Raw genomic sequence first — 24,771 nt, 5'->3', positions numbered from 1 at the left:
CCGCGGTCTCCGGCGTCAGCCGACTGCTCGCGGGTCAACCGTCGTTCCCCGGCGCCAGTGAACCGCCCGCCGGTCAGCCACCGCCCCCGGCGTCGGTCGGCTGCCCGCGCGTCAGCCACCGCCCCCGGTGTCAGCCGGCCGCCGTGGCGTCGCAGGACTGTGCCCGCAGGGCGCGGGCCAGGTCGTCGCGGGCCTCCAGCACCAGGCGCCGCAGTGCCGGCGGGGCGTCCTCGTGCGCGGCGAGCCACGCGTCCGTCGCCTCCAGCGTCCCGGGCGAGTCCTGCAGCGCGGGGAACAGGCCCCGGACCACATGCATCCCGATCTGGATGGACCGCTCCGCCCACACCCGGTCGATCGCCGTGAAGTACTTCTCCGCGTACGGCGCGAGCAACTCCCGCTGGGAGGGCTGCGCAAAGCCGGCGATGGTCGCCTCGACGAGCGCGTTCGACAACGTGTCGGACTCGACGACCTGCGCCCACGCCTGCGCCTTGACCGCGGCCGAGGGGCGCGCGGCCAGGCAGCGCACCTGGTGGCGCTTGCCGGACGCCGTGTCGTCGCGGGCCAGTTCGGCGGCGAGCACCGACTCGTCGGCGGCCCCGTGCGCGGCCAGCGGCTGGAGGAACGCCCAGCGCAGCTCCTGGTCCACGTCGAGCCCGTCGATCTTGTCCGTGCCGTCCAGCAGACCCCGCAGCAGCCGCAGATCGGCCTTCTGAGACGCCACCGCCGCGAAGAACCGCGCCCAGGTCAGCTGGTGCTGGCTGCCCGGCTCGGCCGCCCGCAGCTCGCGCAGCGCGCCCTCGGCGAGCAGCCGCCTGCCCGTCTCCCGCCACGCGGGCGCCACGTAGTACGTCAGTGCCGAGCCGGCCCAGGCGTGCAGCATCTGCAGTACGCCGATGTCGGACTCCCGGCCGGCGAACCGCAGCACCAGGCCGACGAAGTCCCGCGCCGGCAGCAGGGCGTCCCGGGTCAGGTTCCACAGCGCCGACCAGCACAGCGCACGGGCCATGGGGTATCCCCTGCTCGAAGAGCTTGGAGAAGGGTCGGTGATGTCGGCGAGACGGTCCTTCAGGGTCTCCAGCGAGGTGTCGTCGAAGCGGATCTTGCAGTAGGTGAGGTCGTCGTCGTTGACAAGGACGAGCTCCGGCGCTTCCGCGCCGGCCAGCTCACCGACCACCGTCCGCGGACCGTGCACGTCCACCTCGGCGCGCGCGTACCGCACCAGCGCGCCGCCCTCGCTGCGGTACAGGCCCACCGCGACCCGGTGCGGACGCAGTTCCGGATGCGACTGAGCCGCCTCCTGGAGCACCGACAGCTCCGCGATCCGCCCGTCCTCGCCCAGCAGCACCTGCGGAGTCAGGGAGTTGACCCCGGCCGTCTGCAGCCAGGAGCGCGCCCAGGCGGCCATGTCCCGGCCGCTCGTCTCCTCCAGCACCGACAGCAGGTCGGTCAGGCGCGTGTTCCCGTACGCGTTCCGCTTGAAGTAGCGGCGCGCGCCCTCCAGGAACGCGTCCCGCCCGGCGTACGCCACCAGCTGCTTCAGTACGGACGCGCCCTTGGCGTACGTGATGCCGTCGAAGTTGAGCTTCGCGTCCTGGAGGTCGCGGATGTCCGCCGTGATCGGGTGGGTGGAGGGCAACTGGTCGGCGCGGTACGCCCACGCCTTGCGGTTGTTGGCGAAGGTGATCCAGCCGCTCGTGAACCGGGTGGCCTCCACCAGCGAGAACGAGCCCATGAAGTCCGCGAAGGACTCCTTCAGCCACAGGTCGTCCCACCAGGCCATGGTCACCAGGTCGCCGAACCACATGTGGGCCATCTCGTGCAGGATCACATTGGCCCTGCGCTCGTACGACGCCTGGGTGACCCGGCCACGGAAGACGAACTCCTCGGTGAAGGTGACAAGGCCCGGGTTCTCCATGGCGCCGATGTTGTACTCGGGCACGAACGCCTGGTCGTACTTCCCGAACGGGTACGGGTAGTCGAAGTGGTCGTGGAAGAAGTCCAGGCCCTGCTTGGTGACCAGGAAGACGTCGTCGGCGTCGAAGTGCCGGGCCAGACCCTTGCGGCACATCGCGCCGAGCGGGATCTGAAGGGTCGTGCCGTCGTCCAGGGTGCGGGTGTAGTTGTCGGTGACGTAGTGGTACGGGCCCGCCACGACACACGTGATGTACGTCGAGATCGGCTTGGTCTCCGCGAACCGCCACACCCCGTCGTGCTTCTCACCGGCACCGTTGCTCCACACCGTCCAGCCCTCGGGGGCGCGGACCTCGAAGCGGAAGGGGGCCTTGAGGTCGGGCTGCTCGAAGTTCGCGAAGACGCGGCGGGCGTCGGCGGGCTCGTACTGCGTGTACAGGTACACCTCGCCGTCCTCCGGATCGACGAAGCGGTGCAGGCCCTCACCGGTGCGGGAGTAGGCGCACCGGGCGTCGACCACCAGCTCGTTCTCGGCGGCCAGGTCCTCCAGCAGGATGCGGGCGCCGTCGAAGACCTCGCCGGGGTCGAGGTCCTTGCCGTTGAGGGAGACCGCGGTGACGCTCGGGGCGATCAGGTCGGCGAAGCTGGACGCGCCCGGCTCCGCGCAGCGGAAGCGGATCGTGGTGACCGAGCGGAAGGTGCGCGGCCCGGCGTCCGTGTCGCCGGGTGCCTCGCCCACGGCGGAGCGCAGGTCGAGCGACACGTCGTACCCGTCGACGGACAGCAGGGCGGCCCTCTCCTGGGCCTCGTCGCGGGACAGGTTCTCACCGGGCACGGGCGGCACTCCTTCAGGGCTGCTGGGTGGCGCGGACAGGGCCGATCCTGCCATGCGCCCCTGACGTCGGGCAGCAGGGAATACGGCGGGGTGCGGGAGGGAATGACGTCGCCGGTGCACAGGTTGTTGCCGGATGAACGTCCACGTTTCCGAGGAGAGCCATGTCCGAGACCGCGACCGCTTCCGGCAAGACCCCCGTCGACTTCTGGTTCGACCCGCTGTGCCCCTGGGCCTGGATGACCTCCCGCTGGGTGCTGGAGGTGGAGAAGGTCCGGGACATCGAGGTCCGCTGGCACATCATGAGCCTGGCCGTGCTCAACGAGGACAAGCTCGACCAGCTGCCCGAGGAGTACCGGGAGATGCTGGCGACCAAGGCGTGGAAGCCGGTGCGGGTGGTGACGGCGGCGTGGCAGAAGCACGGTTCGGACGTCCTCGGGCCGCTGTACACCGCGCTCGGCACGCGCTTCCACAACCAGGGCGAGGGGCCGACGCTCGAGGCGATCGCGGCGGCACTTCAGGAGGTCGGGCTGCCCGCCGACCTGATCGACTACGCCGAGCAGGAGGACTTCGAGTTCGAGGCGGAGCTGCGCGCCTCGCACAAGGAGGGCATCGAGAAGGTGGGCCAGGAGGTGGGCACGCCGGTGATCGCGGTGCCCGGACCGGACGGTGAGCAGATCGCCTTCTTCGGGCCCGTGGTCACACCGGCGCCGAAGGGCGAGGAGGCGGCGAGGCTCTGGGACGGGACGCTGGCGGTCGCGTCGGTGCCGGGCTTCTACGAGATCAAGCGGACGCGGACGAAGGGGCCGGACTTCAGCAACCTGTAGTCCTCCTCAACCTGTAATCCTCCTCTCCGCCGGGTGACGCCGATGCCAGGTGGTCGGGGCGCCGCGCCACGGCCGGTGCGGCGCCCTTCCTCGTGTGTCGCTAGGACTCCTCCGGCAACGTGGCCCCGATCCTCCAGTGGTCCTTGCGCTGGATGCGGCGGCAGCCGGGGCGGGCACAGCGGTGGTACTCCTTGGCGACGAAGGGGCGGCCCTCCAGGACCGGCCGGAGGGCCTCCTCGGCCGCCGCCTTCTCGGCGTCTCCTTCCAGATCCCGGAAGTCCTGCATGGTGTCCCCGCAATTGGGGCACCGCCGGTAGGCCTGGTAGGTCATGAGCGCCACTCCCGCTTCCCGGGCTCCGGCAGGCAGTGGAGCGGGGGCTCCCCCCGTACCCAGCGGCCCACCTCCTCCGCCGCCGTCCCGGCCGCCTTCTCGGCCGCCGCGCGGCTCGACCCGCCGAGGTGCGGGGTCAGCACCAGCCGTTCCGCCAGAGCCGGGAGCCGGGAGTCCGGCGGCAGCGGCTCGTGCGCGTAGGTGTCGAGGGCCGCCGCCGACAGCTGCCCGCTCTCCAGCGCGTCGCACAGCGCGTCCTCGTCCAGCAGTGCCCCGCCCGCCGTGTTCACCACCACCGCGCCGCGCGGCAGCAGCGCCAGCTCGCGGGCCCCGATCAGGCCCCGGGTCCCCGAGGTGAGCGGGGTGTGCAGGGTGATCACCCGGGAGCGGCGCAGGAGCTCGTCGAGCGAGCCGATCCGCAGTCCGTGCACCTCGCCGCGCACATACGGGTCGTAGACCATGACCCGCGCCCCGAGCGCACACAGCACCCGCGCGACCCGGCTGCCCACCGCTCCGTGGCCGATCAGGCCCACGGGCAGGTCCTCCAGCTCCAGGCCGGCGTGCTCGTACGTGGTGGACGCGGGCCCCTGCCACCTCCCGTGCCGGGCCAGGAGTTCATGGGCCTGGGGGATACGGCGCAAAGCGGCCAGCATCAGGCCGAGCGTGAACTCGGCGGTGGCCGCCGCGCCGCCGCCGGGCGCGCGGCACACGCGGACGCCGTGCGCCTGCGCCGCCTCCAGGTCGACGTCCGCGGGGCCGCCCCGGCACACCACCACCAGCCGTAGCTCCGGGGCGGCGGCCAGCACCCTTGCGGTGACCGGGCCCTGCCGGGTGACGAGGACCTCGGCGTCCACCAGCGCCTTGAGCAGCTGCTCCTCGGCGCCGCCTGTCTCCTGCGCGAGCGTCAGCTCCCTGACCTCGCAGGGGTGTTCCCCCATCTCGTGCCGTACGGCCGCCGTGATCAGCGACGGCAGGACGAAGTGGTCGCCCGCCGCCACCACACGTACCGGGTCGGTCGACTCCATCGGCTCCCCTTCCCGTTCCCGTCCCCTCATCGGAACGGCTTGTCGACCGAGGGTGATCCCACAGTGGCGGACCGTCAATCCCACGCGCGACGGAAAGAGGGGCACCGCGGGGGCCGGACCACGCGGCGGCCCGGGCGTCAGCGCCGGGCGCGCGCCCTCTGCCAGGCGTAGCCGACGGCCGCCAGGCACACGGTCATCCCGCCCGTCGAGTACAGCTGCACGCGGGTGTCCGGCTGCCGCGCCATCAGCACGAAGATCGTCGCCATGCCCGCCAGCGCGACCCACGTCAGCGCCGGGAACGCCCACATCCGCACGACCAGCTTCCCGGGCGCCTCCCGCTCCAGACGGCGGCGCAGGCGCAGCTGCGAGACCGCGATGAAGACCCAGACGACCAGGATCACCGCGCCGATCATGTTCAGCAGCCAGGGGAAGACGTCGTTGGGCCGCCAGTAGCTCAGCACCACGCACACGAACCCGAAGACCGAGGAGGCCAGCACCGCGATCCGCGGGACGCCGCCGAAGACCCGGCCCAGCGCCTTCGGACCCTGGCCGCGCGCCACCAGCGAGTACGCGATGCGCGAGGAGCCGTAGATGTTGGCGTTCATCGCGGACAGCAGCGCGACCAGCACCACCACGTTCATCAGCTGCCCGGCGCCCGGGATGCCCAGGTGGTCGAGGGCGGCCACGTACGGGCCCTTCTCGACGACCTCCTTCGCGTTCCACGGGACCAGGGTGACGATGACCGCCATCGAGCCGACGTAGAACACCGCGATGCGCCACATCGCGGTGCGCACCGCGCTCGCCACACCCCTCACCGGGTCCTGCGACTCGGCCGCCGCGATGGTGACGGTCTCCAGGCCGCCGTACGCGAACACCGACGCGAGCAGGCCGATGACCAGGCCCTCGCTGCCGTGCGGCAGGAAGTCGGTCAGGTGCGAGGCGCCGGGCGAGTCGGTGCCGGGCAGCACGCCCGCGATCGCCAGCACGCCGAGCACCAGGAACAGGGTGATGGCGCCGACCTTCAGCGCGGCGAACCAGAACTCGAACTCGCCGAAGTTCTTCACGGCGGCCAGGTTGGCCCCGCAGAAGGCCACCATGAACAGCGCCACCCACGCCCATTCCGGCGTACCCGGCAGCCAGCCGGTGACGATCTTCGCGGCGCCGATGCCCTCCAGGCCGACCGCCGTGCACAGCAGCACCCAGAACGACCAGCCCGCGGTGAAGCCCGCCCAGGGGCCGATGGCCCGCTCGGCGTGCGCGGAGAAGGAGCCCGACGACGGATAGGCGGCCGACATCTCGCCGAGCATCCGCATCACCAGCATGACGAGCAGACCGGAGACGGCGTACGCGATCACGATCGACGGCCCGGCGGCGGCGATGCCCGCGCCGGACCCGACGAACAGGCCGGCGCCGATCACCCCGCCGAGGGCGATCATCGACAGATGGCGCTGCTTGAGGCCGTGGGAGAGGGAGACGTCGTCGGTCGGCGGCGTCTCGACGGTGGTGCTGGGCATGGGCGCGGCTCGTCCCGTGGGTGAGGGGGGCAAAACGCCCACAGTGTGGGCAGCCTCCCCCATCCGGCGGAGAGGCTGCCCACTATCCGGACACCCGATGTACGGCGGGTGACGTACCGGTTACGCGGCGACCGGTGTGACCGGTGTGTAGTGCGAGGCGTCCCCCTCGATCGAGTGGCTCTCCTTGCCCTCGACGCCCACCGGCACGTCACCGGCGACGGTCACCCGGTGCAGCCGGCGCGGCAGGCCGTCGTAGTTGTCGATGGCGTAGTGCTGGGTGATCCGGTTGTCGAACAGCACCAGCTCGTTCTCCGCCCAGCGGTGGCGCAGGATGTTCTCCGGCCGGGTGACGTACGCCTGCAGCAGCTCCAGGATCGTGCGGGACTCGCCGACCGACAGGCCGACGATCCGCTGCGCGAACCCGCCGATGAACAGCCCGCGCTCCCCGGTCAGCGGGTGGACGCGGACCACCGGGTGCGCGGTGCGGTACGTGATCGAGGTGAACTCGGCCCGCTGGGCGGCCTTCTCCTCGTCGATCTCCTCGTCCGGCACCGCGTAGTCGTAGTCGTTGGTGTGCTCGGCCCACAGGGTGTCGGCCAGGCGGCGCAGCGGCTCCGGCAGGTCGCGGTAGGCCGCCGCCGCGTTGGCGATCAGGGTCTCGCCGCCGTACGGCGGGATCGTGATCGAGCGCAGGGTGCTGGCCTGCGGCGGGTTCAGGACGAAGGTGACGTCCGTGTGCCAGTGGTTGGCGCGGCCCCGCTCGCTGTCCACGGGCAACACGTTCGGGGCACCCTCGACGGCACCGACCGTCGGGTGGGCGGTGGTGAGGTCGCCGAAGTGGCGGGCGAAGGCCTGCTGGCCCTCGTCGTCCAGGTCTCCGGCGTCGAAGACGAGCGCCTTGTGGGCGTTGAGGGCCTCACGGATCGCGGTGACCTGCTCCTGGTCGAGCGGCTTGGAGATGTCGACGCCGGTGACCCGGGCGCCGATGCGTGCGGTGACCTTGGTGATCTCGATGGACATGGCGGGTCCTTTCAGACGGTGGCGAGTGAGGGGGATGGGGGTCCCCCCTGTTCGGGCGCAGCCGAGAACTCGGGGGAGTACTGGTTTGCGGGGCGGGGGAGGCCGTAGCGCTCCCGCAGGGTCTGACGGGGGCCGTATGCGGTGCGCAGCAGGCCGCGGGCGCGCAGGATCGGTACGACGTGCTCGACGAAGGCGTCGAGGCCTGAGGGCAGCACGGCCGGCATGATGTTGAAGCCGTCGGCGGCCCCTTGCCTGAACCAGGTCTCGATCTTGTCCGCGACCTGCTCGGGCGTCCCCGCGAAGGTGAGGTGCCCGCGTCCGCCGCCGAGGCGTCCGATGAGCTGCCGTACGGTCAGCCGCTCGCGCCGGGCCAGCTCCACGACGAGCGTGTAGCGGCTCTTGGCGCCCTCGATGGCGGACTCGGGCGGCAGGTCGGCGGGGAGCGGGGCGTCCAGCTCCAGGGTTCCGGGCTCCAGGTGCAGCAGGCTCTCCAGGCGGCCCACACCGTGGTCGTACACGATGTGGGCCTCGAGGAGCTGCTCGGCGGCCTGCGCCTCGGCCTGAGTCGAGCCGAGCACGGGAACGATGCCGGGCAGCACCTTGAGGTGGTCGGGGTTCCGTCCCTCCCGCTCGGTACGGGACTTGAGGTCGGCGTAGAAGGCCTGCGCGTCCTCGATGGTCTGCTGGGCGGTGAACACCGCCTCCGCGTACCGGGCCGCGAACCGCTTTCCGTCCTCCGAGGAACCCGCCTGCACCAGCAGCGGGTAGCCCTGCGGGGTGCGCGGCACGTTGAGGGCGCCCTCGACGCTGAAGTACCTCCCCTCGTGCCGGGGCGGGTGGATCTTGCTGTCGTCGCCCCAGACACCGGCCGCCTTGTCGGCGACGATCGCGTCGTCCTCCCAGCTGTCCCAGAGTTTGAGGGCCACGTCGAGGAACTCGGCGGCGCGCGCGTACCGCTCGGCGTGCGCGGGCTCTTCGGCGAGCCCGAAGTTGCGCGCGGCCTCGGCGCCCGCGGTGGTGACGATGTTCCAGCCCGCCCGGCCGCCGCTGATGAGGTCCAGCGAGGCGAACTTGCGGGCCAGGTTGTAAGGGGAGTTGTAGGAGGTGGAGGCGGTGGCGATCAGACCGATGTGCTCGGTGGCCGTCGCCAGCGCGGTCAGCAGGGTGAGGGGTTCCAGAGCACCCGCCGGCCGCTGGGCGAGGTTGCCCCACAGCTGGGGGCTGTCGGCGAGGAAGAGGGAGTCGAAGGTGCCGCGTTCGGCGATCCGGGCGAGGTTGACGTAGTGCTGGAGGTCGACGTGCGCGTACGGGTCGCTTTCCGGGAGCCGCCAGGAGGCCTCGTGGTGGCCGGTGTTCATCAGGAACGCGTTGAGGTGGAGCCTTCTCGCTGTCACTGGTGGTCCTCCGTGACGCCCAGCGCGGCCAGCAGCCGCTCGCGGTACTCGCCCAGGACCGGCTCGCGGTAGGAGCGCGGGTGCGGGCGGTCGATGGTCAGGTCGAGGCCGATCCGGCCCCGGTCCAGGACGAGGACACGGTCGGCGAGCACGATCGCCTCGTCCACGTCGTGGGTGACGAGGAGCACGGAGGGCCGGTGGCGCTTCCACAGCTCGCGCAGCAGGTTGTGCATCTTGATCCGGGTGAGTGCGTCCAGCGCCCCGAAGGGCTCGTCGGCCAACAGGAGTTCGGGCTCGCGGACCAGGGAGCGGGCCAGTGCGGCCCGCTGGGCCTCGCCGCCGGACAGCTCGCCCGGCCAGGCCCGCTCGCGGCCCTTCAGGCCGACCTCCGCGAGGGCGGCCCGGCCGCGCTCCTCGGCGTCCCTGCCGTCCAGGCCCAGCAGGACGTTGTCCAGCACCCGGCGCCAGGGCAGCAGCCGGGAGTCCTGGAAGACCACCGAGACCCGTTCGGGCGCGGTGAGCTCCCCGCCGCCCGCGACCGCGTGGTCCAGGCCGGCGACCGCCCGCAGCAGCGTGCTCTTGCCCGAGCCGCTGTGCCCGAGCAGGGCCGTGAACTGCCCGGCGGGCAGTTCCAGGTCGATGCCGTCGAGGACCGTACGGCCGTCGAACGACCGGGTCAGGCCGCGCAGTCGGACGGCGGGCCGGGTCAGTTGCTCAGTGTGCGGCGCCATGACAGCACCCTCCGTTCGATCAGACGGACCACGCTGTCGGAGACCAGACCGAAGACGCCGTAGATCAGCAGGCCGACCAGGATGACGTCGGACTGGCCGTAGTTCTGCGCCTGGAACATCATGTAGCCGAGGCCGCTGGTGGCGTTGATCTGCTCCAGCACCACCAGGCCCAGCCAGGAGCCGGTCACCCCGAGCCGGAGTCCCACGAAGAATCCGGGCAGCGCGCCGGGTATCACCACCTGGCGGACGAAGGTGAGCCGGGACAGGCCCTGCACCTCGGCGAGTTCGACGTACCGGCTGTCGATGCCGGACAGTGCGGCATGCGTGTTCAGATACACCGGGATGTAGACGACGATCGCGATGATGGCGACCTTGAAGGTCTCCCCGATGCCCAGCCAGAGGATGAACAGCGGGATCAGCCCGAGGGTCGGGATCGCCCGGTTGAGCTGCACGGTCCCGTCGATCAGTGCCTCTCCGGTCCGGCTCAGCCCGGAGGCGAGCGCGAGGACGATCCCGGCGCTCAGGCCGATCGCGAAGCCGTACCCGGCGCGTTCGAGCGAGGTCAGGACGTCGGTGGGCAGCGTGCCGTCGGTCCACAGGTGGACGCCCGTGCGCAGCACGGTCCAGGGTGCGGGCACCGCCCCCGGATCGAGTTGTCCGGCGGCCGAGGCGGCGGCCCACAGGGCGAGCAGCAGCAGCGGACCGGCCAGCCGGGCGGCGGGCAGCCGCCGGCCGGGGGAAAGGCGCCGGCGCCTGCGGACCTGGGTCGATTCCCCGACCACTGTCGGCGGAACGGCGGTCGTGACGGTGGTCACGGCGGTCACCTCCGGTACTCCTCGGGTACGGCCTTGGCGGCGATCGGCTCGAAGCGGTGGTCGAAGAGGGACGACACGTCGAACTTCTTTACGAATCCGCCCTCGGCGAGCAGATCGGCGGTCTCCTGCTCCCACTTGACGGCCTCGTCCCAACTCGGCGGGAACAGCGGCTTGTTGGCGAGGGCGGTGATGGACCTGGCCTGCTGCGGGGTGAGGTTCTGCGTCTTGACGTAGAACTCCTCGTCCCACACGTCCGGATGCTCGTACTGCCACACCAGTCCCTTGGCCCACTGCGGGATGTAGGCGGCGATCGCGGCGGCCTTCGCGGGGTCGTTCAGCACGGACTGCGGCGCCCACAGCAGGTTGAGCAGGTCCACGACCTCGGTCGTGATGCTGCGGGCGCCCTTGGGGCCGTACTGCTTCAGGTAGGCGGGCGCCTGGTTGATGGCCAGCGGGGCCACGTCCACCTGCCCCGACTGAAGGGCCGTGAAGAACTGGTTGCTGGTCAGCGGGACCAGCTTCACCTGGTCGTAGGACAGGCCCGCCTGCTTCAGCGCCCGCAGCAGCACGACACCCTGCGCCTGGCCCTGCGAGAAGGCGAGCCGCTTGCCCTTGAAGTCCTCGACGGTGTGGACGTCGCTGCCGGGCTTGGTGGCGAAGAGGTAGTTGGGCTTGCGGGTGATGTCGATCGCCACGATCTTCGCCGCGAAGCCCTGGTAGTGCGCCTGGATCGGCGGGATGCCCGCGTTGTTGGAGAGATCGAGGGACTTGGCGCGGAAGGCGTTGATGACGTCCGGGCCCGCCCCGATGTTGGCCCAGGTGGACACCTTGAACGGCAGCGGGGGCAGCTTCGCCAGACGGAACTGGAGCTGCTGCTGCCCCAGATAGGAGGCGATCTTCAAGCTGGTGCCGGCCGGGACCGTGCCGGCGAGGGGCTTTGTGGCGCCACCGGTGTCGGCGGTGGCATCGCCCTGCGCGCAGCCGCTGAGGCCGGCGACGGCGGCGGACGCGCCGAGCAGGGACGTGAGAAAGACACGACGGTGCATGGGAGGACTCCCAGGAGTAAAAGGAGACAGAAGCCGGAGAAGGCGGCAGGAATTCCGGGAAGGCAAGCCGGAGCAAGAGAACTCACGCAGCGGGAAACACGCGCTTCATGCGCGGCAATGTGTCAGCAACAGACGGTGCGACAGCTCGTGAGAGGGCTCATGACCAGGATGTTCCTGGCCATGAGCGCCCCCTGTCAACATTCCGAGTTTCTGAATTAAATAGCCTCAGGTGACGCACCCGAACGGGTCCCGGAACAGCGCGTCCAGCATCACCGAACCGCCCGCCACCGCAAGCACGGAATCCGGGAAACTCGTCGGCGTCAGCACTGCGGACCGGTCCTTTCCGGCCGCCTCCCGTAGCGCGTTCAGGCAGTCCTCGAAGTGCATGACCCCCACCTCGGTGACGACGACCGTCTCCGGGTTGAGCACATCCAGCAGCAACCCGGCCGCTCGCCCGGTCATCCGGGCCCGCTCCGTCAGCAGCCGTCGGGCCGCCACGTCTCCGGCCGCCGCCGCGGCCACCACGTGCATCGGGTTCATCCCGTCGATCACCCCGGCCGCCCGGGCCCGTCGGCACAGCGTCCGCTCGCTCAACTCCGCCTGCAGGCAGCCGGTACGGCCGCAGGAGCACGGTTCGGTACCGCCCGGCACCGGAACGTGGGCGATCGCTCCCGCCTGGGAGCGGGGCCCGTGGTGCACCTCGTCGTTGGTGGCGAAGGCCGCGTCGACCACGTTGCCCACGAACAGGTGCAGCACGCTGCGGCTGCCCCGGGCCCGCCCGAACAGCCGCTCGCCGTTGACCAACGCCCGCGCGTGCCCGTCCACCTGGACCGGCAGCCCGGTACGGGCCTGGAGCAGCTCCCGCACCGGCACCTCGCGCCAGCCCAGCAGCTCGTGCTCGACCACGGTGCCCGTCTCCCGGTCCACCCAGCCGCCGACCGCGACGCCGACCCCGAGCGGCTCGCGGCCCGGCGTCTCGGCGAGCAGGGCCGCGAGACCTTCCGCCGCCCGGGCCACCACCCGGCCGGGGTCCGTCCGCCCGTGCTTCAGCTCCCGCCGGGCCATGACGCGGCCGCGCAGATCGAGCAGCGCGACGGTGGTGTACGGCACAGCCACGTGCACCCCGCCGACCACGAACCGCTCGGTGTCGAGGTCGACGGGGACATGCGGCCGGCCCACCCCGTTCGAGCGGCGCGGAGCCGCCTCCTCACGGATCAGCCCCAGCCCGGTCAGCCGGGCACAGTGCTCGGTCACGGACGCGGGCGACAGCCCGGTCAGCCGGGCGACGGTGCTGCGCGCCACCGGCCCGTGCTCCAGCACGGACCGCAGCACGACGCTGGCACTGGTACGCCGCCGGTCGCTGTCGGCGGCACGGGGAACGGGGGAGACAAGAGTGGATGTCGCGGTACGGGGCATGGAGAACCGTCCTCGGGAACGGGGCCGACACGTCTCGGAGGGCTTCAGGCGTGCCGGGGGCCGCCGCTACCCCGGGCGGCGACAGGTGGCCGTGCCCTGGCGTCGCAGGTCGACATAGCGACGCGACGTGAAGTTCCGGGCCTGGGCAACCATGCGTTCGAAGCTAGCAAAACGACCCACCGCTGCCCAGACGGCGACCGACGGGCGAGACGGACTCCCGCGGGCCTTTGGCGGGATCCCACAGTTTCCGGACGCCACAGGAGTGTGAGCAGAACGCCGCCAGCTCAGTGACCGGTGTCACGCCTGACCATGTGTAAGCAGCACCCTTTGTGTGAAGCTCACGAACGCGCTGTTCCACCCTTTGTCGAGCGCCGACGGTGATCGGGTGGACGCCGCTGGGATAGCGTCACGCTGTCCCGACGTGTCCACACCACCCCGCGGAGTCCCCATGAGCACCGCCACCGCCACCGCTCGCCCCGGAGCAGTCCTCGCCGACCTGCTCCCCGCGTCCCGCGTCCGCGACGCGGCCCTCGTCGTCGGCGGCGCCGTGCTCACCGGCCTCGCGGCCCAGCTGGCGGTCCCGGTGCCCGGGTCCCCGGTGCCGGTGACCGGCCAGACCTTCGCCGCGCTGCTCGTCGGCACCGCGCTCGGTGCCCGCCGCGGCTTCCTCTCCCTCGCCCTGTACGCGCTCGCGGGCGTGGCGGGTGTGCCGTGGTTCGCGGGCGACGGCTCCGGCGCGGGCGCCGTCTCCTTCGGCTACATCCTCGGCATGCTGCTGGCCTCCGCCGCCGTCGGCGCGCTGGCCCGCCGGGGGGCCGACCGCTCCCCGCTGCGCACGGCGGGCACGATGATCCTCGGCGAGGCGATCATCTACGCGGTCGGCGTCCCCTACCTGGCCCTGGCCGCCCACATGTCCGCCTCCCAGGCGATCGCGGCCGGCCTCACCCCGTTCCTGGTCGGCGACGCCCTCAAGGCGGCCCTGGCGATGGGCGCGCTGCCCACCGCCTGGAAGTTCGTCAGCAAGCGCTGACGCCGTAGTTCCTGCGGAAGCGGTTCGCCGGGTCGTAACTCTCCTTCAGCCCGGCGAGCCTCTTTCGCGTCTCCGGGTCGTACAGCCCGGCGCTCCGGTCCCCGGCCCCGAAGGCGAAGTTGAGCGAGCGGCCCAGGCGTTCGTCTGCCAGCAGGGCGAACGCCGGGTCCAGGACGGCCCGCGCCCGCTCCCGGTCCCCGACGGTCAACAGCCGTACCAGGAAGCTCCCTTCGCGGTACGGCACCGCGTTCGGGGCCGGCCGGGCGAGCGCCCCGCCCAGGTGGTTGATCTGTACGACGCACATCTGGTCCGCCTCCGGCCCCAACCGCCGCAGCAGCTCAGCGGCCCGCTCCACGTCCAGTTCCCGCAGCACCGCGCTGTCGCCGTAGTAGGCGTGCGGGAAGTCCGGGTCGCTGTGGATGGTGTGGCTCTCGGCGTACGGCATCTCCCGCAGCGAGTCCCCCAGCACCGGTCCGATCGCCCGCAGTGGGGCGACGATGTCCTCCCCGTCGGCGCCCGTGTAGGCGACCCTGACGGAGATGACGTACCGGCCGCGCAGATGCGGGGGCAGCGCCGGCAGATCCGGGTACGGCACGGCGGCGAAGGACGAGGTCAGCCCGTCCGGCACGGTCCGCGTCCAGGCCTCGTACGCCCTCAGGACGACCGCCGGGTCCACCACGCGCCCGTCGAAGGCGAGCGAGCCGCCGTACAGCGTCCGCACCGGGACGAGCCCGATGTCCAGCTCGGTGACGATCCCGAAGTTCTGCCCCGCGCCGAGCAGCGCCCAGTACAGGTCGGGGTCCGAGTCCGGGGTGACGTGCCGGGGTTCGCCGTCGGCGGTGACGACCTCCAGCCACCGCACATGGTCGGCCGCGTAGCCGAACTCCCTTGCAAGGATGCCGAGTCCGCCGCCCAGGGTGTACGACACCGCGCCCACGCCGGGCGCTGACCCGTTGAGCGGCGCCAGCCCGTACGGCTCGGCCGCCGCGACGACCTGCCCCCAGCGCACCCCGGCCTGGATGCGGACCGTTCGCGCCGCGGGGTCGATGGTGATCCCGTCGAGCCGCCGGGTGGTGATGAGCAGTCCGCCCTCGTGGCCCCCGGGCAGCCCGTGTCCGGTGGCCTGTACGCCCACCGGCAGGTCTTCGACGGCCGCGTACCGTACGGCGGCGACCACGTCCGCGGCCGAGCGGGCTGCCACGATCACGGCGGGCCGTCGGCGGAAGCCGGTCTGGAACCCGGCGAGTTCTTCGTCGTAGCCGGCGTCGTCGGGGCGGAGCAGGGTCAGGTCTGCGCGGTTGTCCGGGTAGGTCATGCCATGCAGGATGGCCGCATAACCTGACAGGTTCCGTCAGGTTATGCGGCCGTTTTCCGTGCGGGCCGGATCAGCCGATGGAGACCTTGTCGGCCGGTGCCTCGGTGGGGGCGGCCGTGCGGTTGCCGGCGATCCGCTCCTTCACCACGGCGATCACCAGCACCACCGCGGCGACGAGCAGGGACAGCAGCACGGTCTCGCGGCCGTCGTGCTCGGTGTCGGTCAGCATGTAGCCGAGGACCAGCACGATCAGCGCGGCCGTCGCCCAGGTCAGGTACGGGTACAGCCACATCTTGACGACGAGCTTCTCCGGCGCCTCCCGCTGGATGATCCTGCGCATCCGCAGCTGCGAGAAGCAGATGACCAGCCAGACGAACAGGGCGACCGCACCGCTGGAATTGACCAGGAAGAGGAAGACCGAGTCCGGGAACTTGTAGTTGAAGAAGACGGCCAGGAAGCCGAACACGACCGACGCCACGATGGCCGCCATCGGCACGCCCCGGGACGTGGTCCGCGCGAACGCCTTCGGCGCGTCGCCCCGCTCGCCCAGCGAGAAGGCCATCCGGGAGGCGGTGTAGAGCCCGGAGTTCAGACAGGACAGCACCGACGTCAGCACGATGAAGTTCATGATCTGGCCGGCGTGCGGGATGCCGAGCGAGTCCAGGGCGGCGACGTAGGAGCCCTTGTCCTTGATGGACGGGTCGTTCCACGGCAGCAGCGACACGACCACGAAGATGGAGCCCAGGTAGAAGACGGCGATACGCCAGATGATGCTGTTCGTCGACTTCGTGACCGCCCGCTGCGGGTCCTCCGACTCGCCGGCCGCCAGCGTGGCGATCTCGCTGCCCATGAAGGAGAACACGACCAGCAGCACACCGGTGAGGATGGCGCCCGGACCGTGCGGCAGGAAGCCGCCGTGGGTGGTCAGGTTGCCGAAGCTCGCCTTGTCGGTGTGCACGCCCGGCAGCACGCCGAAGACGGCGAGCAGACCGACGACGATGAACGCGCCGATCGCCACGACCTTGATCCCGGCGAACCAGAACTCGAACTCACCGTAGGAGCCGACGGAGACCAGGTTGGTCGCGGTCAGCACGATCATGACGATGAGCGCCCAGCCCCACTGCGGCACGGCGGGGACCCAACCGGCCAGGATCTTGGCACCCGCGGTGGCCTCCACGGCGAGCACGACCACCCAGAAGAACCAGTACAGCCAGCCGATGGAGAAACCGGCCCAGCGGCCGAGCGCCCGGTCGGCGTGCGCGGAGAACGAGCCCGAGGTGGGGTTCGCGGCGGACATCTCGCCCAGCATCCGCATCACCAGCACCACGAGCGTGCCGACGAGCGCGTACGAGAGCAGGATGCCGGGGCCGGCGGTGGCGATACCGGAGCTGGAGCCGACGAACAGGCCGGCGCCGATGACACCGCCGATGGCGATCATCGTCAGGTGACGGTTCTTGAGTCCGGCCTGAAGGCCGCCGCCGGGTTCTCCGGGGTGGCCGGATGCTTTTCCGGCCGGGGTGGGGGTCGGCTGCGAAGTCATAAGGGGTGATTCCTTTGCGCCGGGTGTGCGAGAAACGGGAGGGGACACACGTACGGACGGACACCTTCTGCCCCGTACTCGCGGGAGTACGGGGGCTCGTATGAGCGGTGTACGAGCCGGTCCAGTGAATCCGAGGCGAACAAATTCGGGAACCTTTGAATCCGGATTGTTACTTGAGGTTTTCTTGAGGTTCTATGGTGTAGCTCACATCTTTCCTGGGTGTAACCCCGCGAGGCCGACCCGCGACGGGCGTGACACACTCGGACCATGCGCGTGTACCTCGGCTCCGACCATGCCGGTTTCGAACTGAAGAACCACCTCGTCGAGTGGCTCAAGGCCGCCGGCCACGAGCCCGTCGACTGCGGGCCCCACATCTACGACGCCCAGGACGACTACCCGCCGTTCTGCCTCCGCGCCGCGGAGCGGACGGCCGCGGACCCCGACTCCCTCGGCATCGTGATCGGCGGCTCCGGCAACGGCGAGCAGATCGCCGCGAACAAGGTGAAGGGCGTGCGGGCGGCCCTTGCCTGGAGCGAGGAGACGGCGTCCCTCGGCCGCCGGCACAACAACGCGAACGTCGTCGCCGTGGGTGCCCGGATGCACACGGTGGAGGAGGCGACGAAGTTCGTCGAGACGTTCCTGAACACCCCGTTCTCCGGCGACGAGCGGCATGAGCGACGCATCGGCATGCTGTCCTCGTACGAGACCACCGGCCAGCTGCCGCCGATCCCCCCGCACCACCCGCAGGGCTGAGAACCGGCAGGTCAGGGGCGGGCCGGGGCCAGGGGGCGGGGGTGCCCCCTGGCGGTGCCCGGTGTTGCGGAAGGGTGAGGGAAGCCGTGCCAGAGGGGCACACCATCCACCGGCTGGCCCGGGACTACGCGGCACGGTTCGCCGGCGGCGCCGTCACCGTCACCAGCCCCCAGGGCAAGTTCGCCGACGCCGCCGCGCTGCTGGACGGTGCCGAGCTGCACACCGCCGACGCCCACGGCAAACACCTCTTCCTCGGCTTCCGCGGCGCCGACTGGGTGCACATCCACCTCGGTCTCTTCGGCAAGGTCACCTTCGGGGACGCCCCGGCGCCCCCGCCCACCGACACGGTCCGCCTACGGCTGGCGAACCCCACCGCGTACGTCGACCTGCGCGGGCCCACCACCTGCACGCTGGTCACCGAGGAGGAGAAGACCGCGATCCACGGCCGCCTCGGCCCCGACCCGCTGCGTGCCGACGCCGACCCGGAGGCCGCCCACCGGCGGGTCCGCCGCAGCCGGACCAGCATCGCCGCCCTGCTCATGGACCAGAAGGTCATCGCGGGAGTCGGCAACGTCTACCGCGCCGAGGTCCTCTTCCGGCACGGCATCGACCCCTACCGGCCCGGCAGGGACATCACGCCCGCCGAGTGGGACGCGATCTGGGCCGACCTCGTCGCCCTGATGCGCGAGGGCGTCCGCACCAACCGCATCGACACCGTGCGACCCGAACACACCCCCGAGGCCATGGGCCGCCCGCCGCGTGTCGACGACCACGGCGGTGAGGTGTACGTGTACCGCAGGGCCGGCCTGCCCTGCCACCTCTGCGGCGGCGAGATCCGTACCGCCTCTCTCGCCGCCCGCAACCTGTTCTGGTGCCCGGGCTGCCAGCGGTCGTAGGGCCGCAGCCGTCCTGAAGTCTCCTCGGCGACCCGACGTCAGAAACCGTGCGGCAGCCACGGGGCCACCAACGAGCCGAACGCCAGGGACGCCTCCGCCAGCGCTCCCTCCCGCAGCTCCCGTACACGCCCGGCCGCGGCCAGCGACGCGAGCGACACCCCGCCCAGATACGCCGCCCCCAACTCACGGACCGACAGCGCGAGATCGGCCGCGTCCGCCGTACGCGCGCAGGAAGCGCCCTTCGCGTCGCCCGTCAGCCGCCAACGCCCCTCGTTCCAGGGACAGAAGGCGTCCTCCACCTCGAACACCACGTCCACCGGCGCCTGGTACGTCCGGGCCTGGAGGGCCGCGCCGACATCGACGAGACGCAGGTACATCGCGTCCCTCACCCGCGGCCGGCACCGCCGGATGTCGGACACCAGGTACTGCCAGGCGTCGTCGACCGGCCGTGCGCGCACGACCAGCGTCGTCGTCAGGTCGATGCCGAACAGGAAACGCCACAGCGCCGCGGCCGTCGCGGGGTCGAGCGCGGCCAGGTCCACCAGGGTCACCGTCCCGTCGTGCCCGGCGACCCCCCAGCCGAGTTTGGTGCGGAAGCGGGCGTACCCCGTGACCTCGCCCTCGCGCTCGGCGACCACGCACTGCAGCGCGGACGCCCCGTCCCGCTCGCTCGCCGGGTCCAGCAGCGCCGCCCGCTCCCAGCCGAGCCGCCGCGCCAGCATGCCGGGGCGGCCCGGCACCAGCCGTGCGTACACCGCCTCACAGGCGTCCAGGACGTCGGCGGGGACCGCGTACCGCAGTCCTACGTCGTCCGTGCCGGCCGGAACGGACAACTCGACGCGGCTCGTGTCGATCTCGGCGCCGAGCTGGAGGGTCGCGGCGCCGTACCCGAACCGGCCGTAGATCGCGGGCTCGGAGGCGGTCAGCACCGCCAGCGGCTCCCCCCAGGAGCGGATGTCGTCCAGCTGGCGGCGCATCATCGAGGTCAGCACCCCGCGCCGGCGGTGCGTGGCCACCACGCTCACCATGGTGATGCCCGCGGCGGGGACCGAGGCGCCGCCGGGAACGGTGAGGCGGAAGCTGAAGGCCCCCGCAGTGCCGACACACGTCGTCCCGTCCCATACGCCCAGGGATCGATTGAATTCAGTGAGTTCGCGGTCCAATGCGCGCTCTTCGGGCGCTTGGTCCGCGCCACCAAAGGCTCGAACCAGGTTGTCGTACCAGGCGTCCCACTCGTCCTGCCGCAGCACCCGCACGTCCGTCGTCATGTGCCATGCCTATCAGGGCAATGCGGGGCGAGCGAGGGAATTTCTCCCGCGTTACGGGGCGCCGCTTCCTGTGAAGTTCAGCGCTCGGACGGGGGACAAGTGGGACCTCCCGTGCCAAGGGGCTGGTCCGATGGATAGGGTCCCGAACAATGGCAGCAGGACGAGGGCGGCGCGCGGAAGCCGAGACGTTCACGGCCCGGTTGAGGAAACAGTGGCACCGGGCCCGCACCGCCATGCGCCGATCCGCCGTGGACTACTTCCGCGGGGACGGCTCGGACTGGGTCGCGCTGGCCGGCCTGCTGCTGACGATCCCGCTGATCGCGGCGGTCACCCTGGCCGACCCGGTCTGGTGCTCACCGGCCGTCCTGGTCCTGCCCATCGTGGCCGGCGGCCTGTTGCTGCGCCCCTCCAGCCTGCTCGGCCTGTACGCCGCCGCCGCCACCGCGCTGATCGTCGAGTCCGTCAAACTCGGCCCCTACACCGAGGGGCCGTCCCGCGTCACCCCGGGCATCGTGCTCGTCGTCGCGGCCTGCGGGTTCTTCGGCCTGCTGATCGCGCAGTTCCGCAGCCGGGTCGGGGTGCCGTGGCGGCGTGGCGGGACCATGCTCTTCGACCTGCGTGAACGCATCCGGGTCCAGAGCAAGCTGCCGAAGCTGCCGCTGGGCTGGCACCGCGAGATGGCGCTCAGGCCGGCCGGTGGGCAGTCCTTCTCGGGCGACTTCGTGGTGGCGGCCCGCACCAACGGGGGCCGCACGCTGGAGGTCGTCCTCACCGACGTCTCCGGCAAGGGCATGGACGCCGGCTCGCGCGCCCTGCTGCTGTCCGGGGCGTTCGGCGGACTGCTGGGATCGCTCCCACCGCACGCGTTCCTGCCCGCGGCGAACGGCTATCTCCTGCGTCAGGACTGGGACGAGGGCTTCGCGACCTCCATCCACCTGGTCCTCGACCTGGAGTCGGGCGACTACGAACTCTATTCCGCCGGACACCCGCCGGGCCTGCAGCTGAGCGCGGGCAGCGGCCGCTGGGAGGAGAAGGCGGCCGAGGGGCCGCTCCTCGGCGTGTACGAAGGCGCCCAGTTCGACTCCGTGAAGGGCACGTTGCGCCCCGGCGACGTCCTGATGCTGTTCACGGACGGCCTGGTGGAGACGTCCGACCGCGACATCGTGGAGGGCATGGACCGCCTCATGGGCGAGGCCGACCGCTATGTGGCGGGCGGCTTCCGCGGCGCGGCCTGGCACCTCATCGAGGCGGTCGCGAAGGACGTCAACGACGACCGGGCGCTGCTGCTGATCTGCCGGGAGGGGCCCACGGCGCAGGCGGTGCGCTGAGGGCCCGCGACGTCAGGGAGGAGCCCGTCCATGCCGTTCATGACACTGACCGAGGTGGAGGCCGTCGCCCGCGCCGCGCACTCCGCGCAGCGGGACAAGGCGGGACGGCCCTACGCCGAGCACCTCGCGGCCGTCGCCGAGGGCGTGCGCGCCCGCGGCGGGGCAGACGAACTCGTCGCCGCCGCCTGGCTGCACGACTCCGTGGAGGACGGTGTGCTCAGCGAGGAGTGGCTCGACAACGCCCTGCTGCCCCCGACGACGAAGGCCGTCGTGCGGGCCGTCACCAAGCGGCCCGGTGAGGGCCCGGAGGCGTACGCGCGGCGTATTCTCGCCACCCCCGGCGCCCGCCTGGTGAAGGCCGCCGACCTCGCCCACAACGCGGATCCGCAGCGGCTGGCCGCCCTCGACGGCCCCACCGCGGAGCGGCTCAGCCGCAAGTACACCGCCATGCGGCGGTACCTCGGCCTCACCGCCGAAGACTGAGTGGCTGTTACTTCTACGCGTTGACCCGCTCGCGCGCCGACGCCCCCGCATCGCTCCTGAACGCCCAGTTCATCTCCGGCTCCATCACACACCGGAAAACCCTGCGCACCGGCGCCATACACAGCAAGGTCACCACAACTCCCGCCAGCGCCGTCACGAACACCTCGCCCGTCGGCCGGTGCAGCCACCCCGCGTCGTACCAGCCCCGGTAGTCCGCCGCCTTCACGAAGAACCCGTGCAGCAGGTACCCGTACAACGTGTCGGCACCCGGCGACGTGAACCACATGGTCCGGCGCGGCACCCAGGAGAAGAAGCAGGCGCTGAGCACCAGTGAGCAGCCCAGCAGCGCCGGCACCATCACCGGCCCGCACCACCACGGCGCGCCCAACTCCTGTGCACTGTCGCGGTGGTAGAACCAGGCCGGGTTCATCCGCGGCACCGCCCACCACGCGACGGCGAGCGCGCCGGCGAAAACGGGCACCGACAGCACGCGCACCGCGCGGCGCCGCACCATCCGGAAGTGCTCCGGCTTGAGCGACAGGCCGATCACGAAGAACGGCAGGAACTGCAGCACACGCTGGAGATCGAGGTCGTCGCCGATCTCGGGCGACACGGACGCGAGCATGGCGACGACGACGGCCAGCGGGACCGGATGACGTACCAGCTTCCAGATCGGCGTCGTCAGCCGCCAGACGAACAGCGCGCACAGGAACCAGGTCAGGTACCAGGGGTCGAGCAGGCTGATCGCCAGGTCGGGGCCGCCGCCGACGGCGCGTTTGAAGAGGACGTACGCCGCCTCGAACACGACGTACGGCACGACAACCCCGGTGACCAGTCGCTTCAGCCGGCGGGGACGCATGTCGAAGCCGCGTGAGAAGTAGCCGGAGATGAGGATGAACGCCGGCATGTGGAAGGCGTAGACGAACATGTACGCCGCTTGCAGGCTGCGGCTGTCGCCCTTCAGCGGCTCCCAGGAGTGGCCCATCGCCACCAGCACGATCGCCAGGTACTTGGCGTTGTCGAAGAAGGCGTCGCGCTGCTTGACGGCTGGCGGGAACGGCTGGGCGGCGGGCTCGGTTCTGGACTTCGCTGCTTCCGGGGAGGACGAGGCGGCGTGGAACATCTGAGGCACCCTAGCGTTGTATTCGGAGCTTCGTAAAACCCGCTGGGCGAACAGGTTTTTCGCTCGCGTACACCTCCGATTCGGGTGGACTTTCCCACCCTGCGCGGAAGTTATGTCCACATTCGTCCCGACTGAAGGGTGCATAACGCCCGCGGGCGACTCTGGCGAAATGTCGGTGCCGTATATCCGTCGAATCACCTGCGCACACGGTGTGTGTGTACGGAAACGATCACTGCGGATCTCCTGTACGGGCACTCCGCAATTTCCTTGCGATTTCCTTGCGCCGCTGCGGGGTTGACCCCGGCGCACCGCTCCTCGCTGTGACGAGTTGCCGCCAAGGTGGTCGACGTTGCATCAGCAGTCGCATAGGCCGGGCCGGTTGGTGGCACGATGGTTCTGGCGGGGTGCGCAGGGGACGGCGCCCCGGGCCGGGAGAGCGGACCGACCGAGGGTGTGATCAGTTGTGGCGATTTCGCTGTCAGTGGTGCTGCTGTTGGCGATCATCCTGGTGGTGATGATCCGAGGCGGCTCGATCAAGGCGGGGCCGGCGATCGTGGCGATCCTCTTCGGCTTCTTCCTCGCCTCGACCGGCATGGCTCCGTCCATCAACCGCTTCCTGAACTCGATAGCGGACACGATCAACTCGATCCGCTTCTGAGCGGCACGGCACCCCTCCCGGCCCCCGCGCCGCACCCCGGAGCAGTCGACGCGGGGGCTCCGCTGACCGAACGGCACGGCGAGAGGCGCGGCGTCGGCGGGTGGCTGCTCACGTCAGATTCAGCCCGCCGTCGAGCATGATCACCTCACCGGTGAGATACGTGCCGGCGATCAGCGACGCGACCAGGTCGGCCACGTCGGCGGGCTGGGCCGGACGGCGCATGGGCGCGCGGTCCCGCCACAGCTCGTGCGCCTGCGCCCAGTCCTTCGTCATCGGTGTGTCCACCAGCCCCGGGGCGACCGCGTTGACCCGTACCTCGGGCCCGAGCGCGGCCGCGAGCAGTCGGGTCACGTGGTTCAGCGCCGCCTTGCTCGCGGCGTAGGGCACCGAGGAGCCCTTGGGGCGCACCCCGGCGTGGCTGGTGACGTTCACGATGCTGCCGCCGACGGGGGATCTGCGCAGCGCCGGAAGCGCCGCCGTGCACAGTACCCATGGCGCGATCAGGTTGACCTCCAGCAGATGCCGCCACTCCGCCGGCGTCGCCGCGGCCAGGTCGTCGTGCGGGATCGGCCGGCTGATGCCCGCGTTGTTCACCAGCACGTCCAGCCGCCCGTACCGGCCGAGCGCCGCCTCGACCAGCCCCCGGGCCTCCTCCTCCACCGCCAGATCCGCCCGCACGTACGCCCCGCCGAGCTCCGCCGCCAGCGCCTCCCCGGCCTCCGCGCTGCGCCGCGAGTGCACGACGACCCGCATCCCGTCCGCCGCCAGCCTCCGCGCGACGGCCTCCCCGATCCCCGACGTGGACCCGGTGACCAGGGCGACGGGCCGATCCGCTTGTTCATTCCCCACGTTCGTGGATCCTGCCACGGCTCCCCTGTGACATGTCGGCCACGCCGAGAACGGCCGGAAGCCGTTCCGCGAGCCGGGCAAGAAACAAGATCGCAAGCCGAAGGGGCAGGCGGGGGACACGCCAGACCGAACAGCCCCCGACAGCGATCAGGGCCAGGCGGGGGAATCGTCCTCCGACCTGGCCCTGAGCCGTCAGAGCGGGCGACGGGAATCGAACCCGCGTAGCTAGTTTGGAAGACTAGGGCTCTACCATTGAGCTACGCCCGCAACGCGACGCGCCGCAGGTCACCGACCGCGGCACAGAAGGCATCGTAGCGGGTCGCCCGCCTCATAGGCCAACGTGTTGGCCCGCGCGCACGCACCCGCCCACGCCCGCGAACAAACCGGCCGACTCGGCCGGTCCGGGCATGTACCCTACGTGTCGCACCAGACGGGGTGTGGCGCAGCTTGGTAGCGCGTCCGCTTTGGGAGCGGAAGGCCGTGGGTTCAAATCCCGCCACCCCGACCACCGGCCCGGCACGGCCCGGGGCCGACTCGCGTGATCGCCTTTGGGGGCGCTCAGTGCCTGCGGTTACTATGCAAGCTGCGCGCCCGTGTGTCTGCACTGCCATGTCTCTCAGGCAGGGGCTCGCGAATCCGCCGAAGGCATGCCCGCCCGCTCCGGGT

Annotated in this window: 22 protein-coding genes and 2 tRNA genes; 8 read left to right on the top strand and 16 right to left on the bottom strand. The window is 71.2% G+C overall.

Annotated features, from left to right (window positions below; translation table 11 throughout):
* Positions 1 to 130: 130 nt before the first annotated feature.
* Positions 131 to 2,746 carry an aminopeptidase N gene (gene pepN / locus ACFYZJ_RS14160; RefSeq protein ID WP_388566985.1) on the bottom strand — a complete coding sequence of 872 codons (2,616 nt, stop codon included), beginning with the start codon at positions 2,744 to 2,746 and terminating at the stop codon, positions 131 to 133.
* 161 nt (positions 2,747 to 2,907) lie between these two features.
* Between pepN and ACFYZJ_RS14155 the strand changes: the two genes are divergently transcribed.
* Positions 2,908 to 3,570 carry a DsbA family protein gene (locus ACFYZJ_RS14155; RefSeq protein WP_388566983.1) on the top strand — a complete coding sequence of 221 codons (663 nt, stop codon included), beginning with the start codon at positions 2,908 to 2,910 and terminating at the stop codon, positions 3,568 to 3,570.
* A 100-nt stretch (positions 3,571 to 3,670) separates the two neighbouring features.
* On the opposite strand, the gene ACFYZJ_RS14150 is transcribed toward ACFYZJ_RS14155, so the two are convergent.
* The 9 genes from ACFYZJ_RS14150 to ACFYZJ_RS14110 all read right to left on the bottom strand — a co-directional run bounded on the left by ACFYZJ_RS14150 (position 3,671) and on the right by ACFYZJ_RS14110 (position 12,862).
* Positions 3,671 to 3,901, bottom strand: coding sequence for a hypothetical protein (locus tag ACFYZJ_RS14150; protein ID WP_388566981.1), 231 nt, complete (start codon positions 3,899 to 3,901; stop codon positions 3,671 to 3,673).
* Complete coding sequence (locus ACFYZJ_RS14145) at positions 3,898 to 4,926, bottom strand: NAD(P)-dependent oxidoreductase (protein ID WP_388566979.1); 1,029 nt, start codon at positions 4,924 to 4,926, stop codon at positions 3,898 to 3,900. The genes ACFYZJ_RS14150 and ACFYZJ_RS14145 overlap by 4 nt, the downstream gene beginning before the upstream one ends.
* Positions 4,927 to 5,063: 137 nt before the next feature.
* Positions 5,064 to 6,440, bottom strand: a complete 1,377-nt coding sequence (locus ACFYZJ_RS14140; RefSeq protein WP_388566977.1) for an amino acid permease — start codon at positions 6,438 to 6,440, stop codon at positions 5,064 to 5,066.
* A gap of 120 nt (positions 6,441 to 6,560) precedes the next feature.
* The gene (locus ACFYZJ_RS14135) at positions 6,561 to 7,460 is read right to left on the bottom strand and encodes a TauD/TfdA dioxygenase family protein (RefSeq protein WP_388566974.1); all 900 of its coding nucleotides are present in this window, start codon (positions 7,458 to 7,460) and stop codon (positions 6,561 to 6,563) included.
* Positions 7,461 to 7,471: 11 nt separating this feature from the next.
* Positions 7,472 to 8,854, bottom strand: coding sequence for an LLM class flavin-dependent oxidoreductase (locus tag ACFYZJ_RS14130; RefSeq protein WP_388566971.1), 1,383 nt, complete (start codon positions 8,852 to 8,854; stop codon positions 7,472 to 7,474).
* Complete coding sequence (locus tag ACFYZJ_RS14125) at positions 8,851 to 9,585, bottom strand: ABC transporter ATP-binding protein (protein ID WP_388566969.1); 735 nt, start codon at positions 9,583 to 9,585, stop codon at positions 8,851 to 8,853. The genes ACFYZJ_RS14130 and ACFYZJ_RS14125 overlap by 4 nt, the downstream gene beginning before the upstream one ends.
* The gene (locus ACFYZJ_RS14120; RefSeq protein ID WP_388566967.1) at positions 9,561 to 10,409 is read right to left on the bottom strand and encodes an ABC transporter permease; all 849 of its coding nucleotides are present in this window, start codon (positions 10,407 to 10,409) and stop codon (positions 9,561 to 9,563) included. The genes ACFYZJ_RS14125 and ACFYZJ_RS14120 overlap by 25 nt, the downstream gene beginning before the upstream one ends.
* The gene (locus tag ACFYZJ_RS14115) at positions 10,406 to 11,446 is read right to left on the bottom strand and encodes an ABC transporter substrate-binding protein (RefSeq protein WP_388566964.1); all 1,041 of its coding nucleotides are present in this window, start codon (positions 11,444 to 11,446) and stop codon (positions 10,406 to 10,408) included. The genes ACFYZJ_RS14120 and ACFYZJ_RS14115 overlap by 4 nt, the downstream gene beginning before the upstream one ends.
* Positions 11,447 to 11,671: 225 nt before the next feature.
* Positions 11,672 to 12,862, bottom strand: a complete 1,191-nt coding sequence (locus ACFYZJ_RS14110; RefSeq protein WP_388566961.1) for an ROK family protein — start codon at positions 12,860 to 12,862, stop codon at positions 11,672 to 11,674.
* 448 nt (positions 12,863 to 13,310) lie between these two features.
* On the opposite strand from ACFYZJ_RS14110, the gene ACFYZJ_RS14105 reads away from it, so the two are divergent.
* Positions 13,311 to 13,892, top strand: a complete 582-nt coding sequence (locus ACFYZJ_RS14105) for a biotin transporter BioY (protein ID WP_388566958.1) — start codon at positions 13,311 to 13,313, stop codon at positions 13,890 to 13,892.
* Here the strand turns inward: ACFYZJ_RS14105 and ACFYZJ_RS14100 are convergent.
* Both ACFYZJ_RS14100 and ACFYZJ_RS14095 read right to left on the bottom strand, forming a co-directional pair.
* Positions 13,879 to 15,207 (bottom strand): FAD-binding oxidoreductase, encoded by a 1,329-nt coding sequence (locus ACFYZJ_RS14100; protein WP_388566955.1) that lies wholly within the window; start codon positions 15,205 to 15,207, stop codon positions 13,879 to 13,881. The two genes, ACFYZJ_RS14105 and ACFYZJ_RS14100, sit on opposite strands and share 14 nt — an antisense overlap.
* Before the next feature lie 70 nt (positions 15,208 to 15,277).
* Complete coding sequence (locus tag ACFYZJ_RS14095) at positions 15,278 to 16,747, bottom strand: amino acid permease (protein ID WP_388566952.1); 1,470 nt, start codon at positions 16,745 to 16,747, stop codon at positions 15,278 to 15,280.
* Positions 16,748 to 17,014: 267 nt separating this feature from the next.
* On the opposite strand from ACFYZJ_RS14095, the gene ACFYZJ_RS14090 reads away from it, so the two are divergent.
* Both ACFYZJ_RS14090 and ACFYZJ_RS14085 read left to right on the top strand, forming a co-directional pair.
* Positions 17,015 to 17,500 (top strand): ribose-5-phosphate isomerase, encoded by a 486-nt coding sequence (locus ACFYZJ_RS14090; protein WP_388566949.1) that lies wholly within the window; start codon positions 17,015 to 17,017, stop codon positions 17,498 to 17,500.
* A gap of 86 nt (positions 17,501 to 17,586) precedes the next feature.
* Positions 17,587 to 18,396 (top strand): Fpg/Nei family DNA glycosylase, encoded by an 810-nt coding sequence (locus ACFYZJ_RS14085; protein WP_388566946.1) that lies wholly within the window; start codon positions 17,587 to 17,589, stop codon positions 18,394 to 18,396.
* A gap of 38 nt (positions 18,397 to 18,434) precedes the next feature.
* Here the strand turns inward: ACFYZJ_RS14085 and ACFYZJ_RS14080 are convergent, their stop codons facing one another.
* Positions 18,435 to 19,664: a GNAT family N-acetyltransferase gene (locus tag ACFYZJ_RS14080; protein WP_388566944.1), complete on the bottom strand. Its 1,230-nt coding sequence runs from the start codon at positions 19,662 to 19,664 to the stop codon at positions 18,435 to 18,437.
* A gap of 149 nt (positions 19,665 to 19,813) precedes the next feature.
* On the opposite strand from ACFYZJ_RS14080, the gene ACFYZJ_RS14075 reads away from it, so the two are divergent.
* Both ACFYZJ_RS14075 and ACFYZJ_RS14070 read left to right on the top strand, forming a co-directional pair.
* The gene (locus tag ACFYZJ_RS14075) at positions 19,814 to 20,992 is read left to right on the top strand and encodes a PP2C family protein-serine/threonine phosphatase (protein ID WP_388566941.1); all 1,179 of its coding nucleotides are present in this window, start codon (positions 19,814 to 19,816) and stop codon (positions 20,990 to 20,992) included.
* A gap of 30 nt (positions 20,993 to 21,022) precedes the next feature.
* A complete protein-coding gene (locus ACFYZJ_RS14070; RefSeq protein ID WP_388566938.1) occupies positions 21,023 to 21,475 on the top strand; it encodes an HD domain-containing protein in 453 nt (150 codons plus the stop codon).
* A gap of 13 nt (positions 21,476 to 21,488) precedes the next feature.
* Here ACFYZJ_RS14070 and ACFYZJ_RS14065 read toward each other — a convergent pair whose 3' ends face one another.
* Positions 21,489 to 22,598 carry an acyltransferase family protein gene (locus tag ACFYZJ_RS14065; RefSeq protein ID WP_388566936.1) on the bottom strand — a complete coding sequence of 370 codons (1,110 nt, stop codon included), beginning with the start codon at positions 22,596 to 22,598 and terminating at the stop codon, positions 21,489 to 21,491.
* 463 nt (positions 22,599 to 23,061) lie between these two features.
* Between ACFYZJ_RS14065 and ACFYZJ_RS14060 the strand changes: the two genes are divergently transcribed.
* A complete protein-coding gene (locus ACFYZJ_RS14060) occupies positions 23,062 to 23,256 on the top strand; it encodes a hypothetical protein (RefSeq protein WP_388566933.1) in 195 nt (64 codons plus the stop codon).
* A gap of 108 nt (positions 23,257 to 23,364) precedes the next feature.
* Here ACFYZJ_RS14060 and ACFYZJ_RS14055 read toward each other — a convergent pair whose 3' ends face one another.
* Positions 23,365 to 24,105, bottom strand: a complete 741-nt coding sequence (locus tag ACFYZJ_RS14055) for an SDR family NAD(P)-dependent oxidoreductase (protein ID WP_388566930.1) — start codon at positions 24,103 to 24,105, stop codon at positions 23,365 to 23,367.
* Between the two features lie 196 nt (positions 24,106 to 24,301).
* Positions 24,302 to 24,372, bottom strand: a tRNA-Gly gene (locus tag ACFYZJ_RS14050).
* 164 nt (positions 24,373 to 24,536) lie between these two features.
* On the opposite strand from ACFYZJ_RS14050, the gene ACFYZJ_RS14045 reads away from it, so the two are divergent.
* A tRNA-Pro gene (locus tag ACFYZJ_RS14045) sits at positions 24,537 to 24,613 on the top strand.
* The last annotated feature ends 158 nt before the right edge of the window (positions 24,614 to 24,771 follow it).

It is taken from the genome of Streptomyces sp. NPDC001848, from assembly GCF_042891915.1.
Lineage (GTDB): Bacteria > Actinomycetota > Actinomycetes > Streptomycetales > Streptomycetaceae > Streptomyces.
The sequence above is the reverse complement of the archived record's forward strand: the minus strand, read 5'-3'. Positions and strand labels throughout refer to the sequence as shown.